Source organism: Xanthomonas pisi DSM 18956, from assembly GCF_001010415.1.
GTDB lineage: Bacteria > Pseudomonadota > Gammaproteobacteria > Xanthomonadales > Xanthomonadaceae > Xanthomonas > Xanthomonas pisi.
The window spans coordinates 1-5,704 of record NZ_JPLE01000057.1 but is presented as its reverse complement, the minus strand read 5'-3'; the positions used below and the strand labels follow the sequence as shown (position 1 = coordinate 5,704).

The following is a 5,704-nucleotide window of genomic DNA, read 5'->3' as shown; positions in this document are numbered from 1 at the left end:
GTCAACACCTCATTTCGAGGCGGTTGACGCTGCTTCGTTTCGACCCGAAGGTTTTCTGCGAAGCGAGCCGGCCATATTAGCAGGCTTTTCATCCTCGTCAACCCCTCGTGAAGAGGAAGTTGCCGCCGCTGCACCTCAATCCGCCGTAGCGTCTTTCCGTGTAGCGAGCCGCCCATCATAGCCGGCTTTTTCGTTTCGTCAACACCTTGTGATGTTTTCGATTCGACTCGTTCGTTGTTGCGGTGCTTGAAGAAGCGCCGCCGTCCTGAGCGAGGCCGCGCAGTTTATCGAGCCTGCGCAGAAGTGCAAGCACTTTTTGACACGGCCATGACAGCAGCGCGCTTTTTGCGTGCATGTGCCCCGCTATAGACAAGAACACAAGCGCTCTCCAAGGAAATCCCTATTTCTAGCGTTCGTTCTACAGGAGCGCGCTGCAGTACCGCCGATTGGATGGCTCGGTAAGAATGCATGGCCCGGAGGAGCCACTCGATGCCACCAGCCCGCACTGTAGTCCGCGATCTGTCCCTGTCTGCGATTGCAGCGGGCTTTGTCACCGTCCTGGTGGGGTTTGCCAGTTCTGCAGTGATCGTGTTCGAGGCGGCCCGGCATCTGGGTGCCGATCAGGCGCAGATCGCATCGTGGATGTGGGCGCTGGGCATCGGCATGGGCGTGACATGCATCGGGTTGTCGCTGCGCTACCGCGTGCCGGTGGTCACTGCATGGTCGACACCGGGGGCGGCGATGCTGATCGGCAGCGCCGCAGGAGTTCCGTTACGTGAGGCGGTCGGTGCGTTCGTGGTCGCGGCCGTGCTCGGACTGGTGGCCGGGTTCTCGGGTTTGTTCGAGCGGGCGATCAAGCGCATGCCGGTGTCCCTGGCGTCTGGCATGTTGGCCGGGGTGCTGCTGCGCTTCGGACTGGATCTGTTCGTGGCGATGCAGAGCCAGCGGGTGCTGGCCGTGGCGATGCTGGCAACCTATCTGGTGGGCCGGCGCTGGTTTGCGCGCTATGCAGTGATTGCGACCTTGCTGGCCGGCATCGCCATTGCAGCGGGCAGTGGGCTGCTGCACTGGGATGGCGTGCAACTGGAGCTGGCCCATCCGGTCCTGGTGGTGCCGTCACTGTCGTGGGCGGCGGTGGTCGGGCTGGCGATCCCGTTGTTTGTGGTCACGATGGCCTCGCAGAACGTGCCCGGCGTGGCGGTGATCCGCGCGTCCGGTTACACGGTGCCGATCTCGCCGACGATCGGCTGGATCGGGGTGGTCAATACGTTACTGGCGCCGTTCGGCGGCTTTGCATTGAACCTGGCCGCGATCACCGCAGCGATCTGCATGGGCCGCGAGGCGCATGAGGACCCTGCCCGGCGTTATGCCGCGGCGGTGAGCGCAGGCGTGCTGTATCTGGTGATCGGGTTGTTCGGGGCGACCGTAGCGGCGGTCTTTGCGGCGTTCCCGCGCGAGCTGGTGATGGCGATTGCCGGAATCGCGCTGCTGGGCACCATCGGAAACAGTCTGGCGGCCGCCTTGCGCGACGACAGCGACCGCGAGGCAGCGTTGATCACCTTCCTGGTGACGGCCTCCGGGCTGACCCTGGGCGGGATCGGTGCGTCGTTCTGGGGACTGGTGGCCGGGACCATCACCTTGTTGCTGCTGCGGCCGCGCAGTTGACGAGGCGATTGCCTCTGGGCACCGGCGGCGATGCCGGTGCTCGATGTCCTGTGCTGTGTTGTCTCCAGCTTCAAGCGGTACGTCCACTCCTCGACCCGCAGTTGCTCAAGATGTCGACGAGCCGGGTCGCTGGTGATGCGGCAAGGGTGGCCGCATGCACCTCATCTCCACATCAGTGCGTCGCGCTGCGCTTATTCCGGATCGCGCAGCTGCAGCAGCCAGTGGGCGATGACGCCATTGGGGCTGGGCAGTGGTTCAAGGTGGAATTGACGGTAGATGGGCGAGCCGTCGTGCACGCGCAACGGCAAGGTGACGTAGGCGGCGCGCCCCAGGCGCAGGGCGTCTTCGAGCAGTTCGACCTTGGAGCTGGCGGCATCGTCGGCCACCAGGGTCAGGATGTCGCGCCCGATCAGGTCGGCGACCTCGGTCTGGCTGAGGTCGGCGAATGCCGGGTTGACGAAGATCAGCCGATGCGCGGCAGTGTCGGCGCCCCGCTCGATGATGGCCACGCCGTCGCGCAGACGCGACAGCGAGGCTTCGAGCAGGGTGAAATCCTGCTGGAAGCGCTTGCGCTCCATCAGTTCGATCAACACGCGCAGGCTGCGCGCCGATTCCAGATGCAGCGGCGACCAGCGCCGCGCGCGGCCGCGCACGGTTTCCTGCCAGAGATCGAAGCTCTTGCGCGGCGACAGGCGTGAGTTGGGAATGTCGGCCAGCTTGGCCAGCTGCGGATTGCCGGCCCAGTTGACCGTCTGCACCTTTTCGCGGCGGGTCCACAGCAAGGCGCTGCGCGACTGCGGCATCAGCGGCACGAAGATGAAGCCGGCGGCCAGCGGCGCGAGATCGGCCAGTTCAGGGAATACTTCGCCGATCGCCTCCACATGCAGGGCACCGACGGCATCCTCACGCAAGGCATCGTGGTGTGCCAATTCGATATGGTCGCGGATGCGCCGCAGCGCGGCTGCATCGGGCACGCTGCCGTGCCGGCTGATCTCCTTGCCATGGAAGATCGCCACGCCATCGGCATCGACCACGTCCATCAGGTCCGGCGCCATGTCGGCGAGCATCTCGACCGTCATCTGGGCGGCGTCGTTGAAGTCGGTGATCAACTTTTCGCGCACGGTGAGCAACACCGATTCCATGCGCGCGCGCTCGACCGCCTGCAGGGCGCCGATGCGGCCGGACAGCGCGCGGGTCACCGCATCGGTGGCATCGCGCATGGCATGGCTGGTGAAGTGCGGGCTGTAGTGGTGGCAGGCGATCAGCCCCCATAGCGCATCGTTGACCACCAACGAAGAGACCAGGGTGGCGCTCACGCCCATGTTGGCCAGGTATTCCAGATGCACCGGCGAAACGCTGCGCAGGCTGACATCGCTCAGATCCACCGGGGTGCCCAGGCGCGGATGCAGGGTGGGCACGATCGGCGACGACTGGTAGCCGACATCGGCGATCTGGCGGACGCGGTTGCGCAAATACAGGGCGCGCGCCTGCGCCGGGATGTCGCTGGCGGGATAACGCTGTCCGAGATAGGCCACCAGCTCGGGGTTACGCGCTTCGGCAATGACTTCGCCGTTCCACTCTTCGTCGAAGCGGTAAACCATCACCCGGTCGAAGCCGATCATGCTGCGCAGGCCCTTGGCCGCACGCACCGCCGCTTCGTCGATGCCGGGATCGCGCTCGATGCTGCGCACCAGCGGCAGCGCTTCGCGCAGGGTGACATCCATCAGGCGGGCGTCGCGCGGCTCGATTTCGACCAGCCATTGCTCCGGATACAGATGCCAGGCGGCCACCCAGGCATGCTCGGGCGGCACTGCGCGTGCGGGAAAGCGCGCCTCGGCGTGCAGCAGGTGCTGGGGGTGCGCGTCCACCGCGAATGGCTGCGCCTCGGGCACCTCCAGCACCTGGGCGTACGGCATGCCCAACAGCGTCTGCAGCGGCACGCCGAGCAGGTCGGCGGCGGTCGTGCTGGCCTGCACGATGCGGCCATCGGCCGGTTCGATCACCAAAAGGACGCCATACGGCTGGATCATGCCGGGGATGTGGATCGGCTCGCGCGCGCAGACATCCATATCCAGGGGTTCGGTGGGCTGATTCACGGGCGCGGCTCCGCTGCGAGGCAGGTATGGAAGTGGGCAAACATGGCTTGCGCGCCGTCGATGGCGGCAGCGCGCGAGCGCGGGGTGTCCAGGCAGTGATCGAGCACGGCCTGGAAACGGCGCCAGCCGGCGGTATCGTCGTCGGCCAGCTCGAAATACTTCAAGGCGTCGGCCAGTGCGGGGCGATGCCGGCGCAGGCTGCGGGCAATCATCCGGCCGCCCAGCTGCGAGCCTTCGATCACGTACAACATGCCCCAGCGCGTGGCGGCATCGGCGCCGGCCGGCGGAGCCAGCGGCGTCTCCGGCACCTGCTCGAGCGTGCGCAGATCCGCGCGCAAGGCCGGCGCACGCCGGCGGTAATGCCAACCGTTGCCGACCAAGGTGTCCAGCCAGTCGCCGAACCGGTCTTCGAAACCGGCCAGCACCGCGTGGTGTCGGCGCAGGATCAGCGCGTAGCCGGCGCGCTCGACCTGCCCCTGCCCGAGCGCCTGCATCAGCGGGATCGCTTCGACCAGACGATGCGTGTCCTGGGTGGCATGACGCAGCGCGCGCGCAGCCGAAGCGGGGACGGCCAGGGTGTCGGAACGCATAGGAAGTCGAGGCGGTGCCGGAGCACGGGAGACACCAGCCTAGCAGTGCCCGCGCAAATCAGAAAAAGCGGACGCGAGCCTGACATGAATGCGTTGCCATCAGCCAGCTGCCGCATCGGCCTGACCACGCTCGCGCCCTGCCCTTGCCCACGCCATCAACCACCCGGCGGCGAGCAGCACGCCGGCCAGCAACCACGGCGCGCCGGGCAGGTGCAGCGGCGCGCCGCTGCCGATGAACCAGGCAAACACGTTGGCGAACAACAACGGCCCGGCGATCCCGGCCAGGCTGACCAGGCCGCTCAAGGCGCCCTGTACGCGGCCTTGTGCATCGGCGCCGACTTCGCGGGTGATCAAGGCTTGCGCGGCCGGCGCGGCGATCGCCCAGAACGCGCTGATCGGCACGCCGATCAGGAAGGCGGTACCGCTGTCGGCCAGCCCGTAGATGACGAAGCCCACCACGCCGCAGCCCAGGCCGAGCAGCAAGGCGCGGCGTTCGCCCAGCCAACGCACGATCCGGCCGACCAGCAACGCGTTGACGATGATGCTGCACACCCCGACCCCGGCCAGCACCCAGCTCACCTCGCGCGGGCCCCAGTGATACTGGTAACCGGCGAACAGCACGAAGATGCTGGGATAGACGTAATGCGCCAGGTTGGCCAGGAACACCACTGCCGCCAGGCCGAACACCTGCGGGTAGCGCCGCAACAGCTTGAGCGCGCCCAGCGGGTTGGCATGCGACCACTCCAGCCGCGCGGTGCGGCGCTCGGGCGGCAGCGATTCGGGTAGCACCAACCAGCCGTACAGCACATTCAACAGGGCCAGGCCTGCGGCAAACCAGAACGGCCAGCGCAAGCCGATGCCGCCCAGCCAGCCACCGATCAACGGGCCGGCGACAAAGCCAATGCCGAACGCGGCGCCGAGCATGCCGAACGCGCCGGCGCGTTTGTCGGCCGGAGTGACGTCGGCGATGTAGGCATTGGCGGTGGAAAAACTGGCCGAGCAGATGCCGGAGATCACCCGTGCCAGCAGCAGCATCGGCAAGCTGTGGGCGATGGCCATCAGGATGAAGTCCAGCCCCAGCCCCAGGCACGAGAGCAGGATGACCGGGCGACGGCCGAAGCGATCGGACAGGGCGCCTTGCAGCGGCGAGCAGACGAACTGGATGGAGGCGAACAGGAAGCCGAACCAGCCGATCCAGCCGGCGGCCACCACGTAGTCGCCACCGGTGAAATGGCGCACCAGATCCGGCAGCACCGGGATGATCACGCCGAAGGACAGCACGTCGATCAGCACGGTGATGAAGATGAAGATCAACGCGGCGCGGCGGCGCCCCGGGGCTGGAGCGGAATCGGC

General features: G+C 66.9%; 4 protein-coding genes. 1 reads left to right on the top strand and 3 read right to left on the bottom strand.

What is annotated here, in order from left to right; all coding sequences use genetic code 11:
* The first annotated feature begins 489 nt into the window (after nucleotides 1-489).
* Nucleotides 490-1,665 (top strand): benzoate/H(+) symporter BenE family transporter, encoded by a 1,176-nt coding sequence (locus Y887_RS13530; protein ID WP_046964829.1) that lies wholly within the window; start codon nucleotides 490-492, stop codon nucleotides 1,663-1,665.
* Nucleotides 1,666-1,856: 191 nt separating this feature from the next.
* Here Y887_RS13530 and bphP read toward each other — a convergent pair whose 3' ends face one another.
* The 3 genes from bphP to Y887_RS13515 form a co-directional block, all read right to left on the bottom strand.
* The gene (bphP, locus tag Y887_RS13525; RefSeq protein WP_046964828.1) at nucleotides 1,857-3,761 is read right to left on the bottom strand and encodes a bacteriophytochrome BphP; all 1,905 of its coding nucleotides are present in this window, start codon (nucleotides 3,759-3,761) and stop codon (nucleotides 1,857-1,859) included.
* Nucleotides 3,758-4,351 carry a biliverdin-producing heme oxygenase gene (locus tag Y887_RS13520; RefSeq protein ID WP_046964827.1) on the bottom strand — a complete coding sequence of 198 codons (594 nt, stop codon included), beginning with the start codon at nucleotides 4,349-4,351 and terminating at the stop codon, nucleotides 3,758-3,760. Before Y887_RS13520 ends, bphP begins: the two co-directional genes overlap by 4 nt.
* 99 nt (nucleotides 4,352-4,450) lie before the next feature.
* On the bottom strand, nucleotides 4,451-5,704 hold a 1,254-nt coding region (locus Y887_RS13515; protein WP_046964830.1), incomplete at its 5' end, for a TCR/Tet family MFS transporter.

Coding starts and splice junctions, on each gene's coding strand:
- Y887_RS13530 (WP_046964829.1), top strand. CDS start 490: ATGCCACCAGCCCGCACTGTAGTCCGCGATCTGTCCCTGTCTGCGATT.
- Y887_RS13520 (WP_046964827.1), bottom strand. CDS start 4,351: ATGCGTTCCGACACCCTGGCCGTCCCCGCTTCGGCTGCGCGCGCGCTG.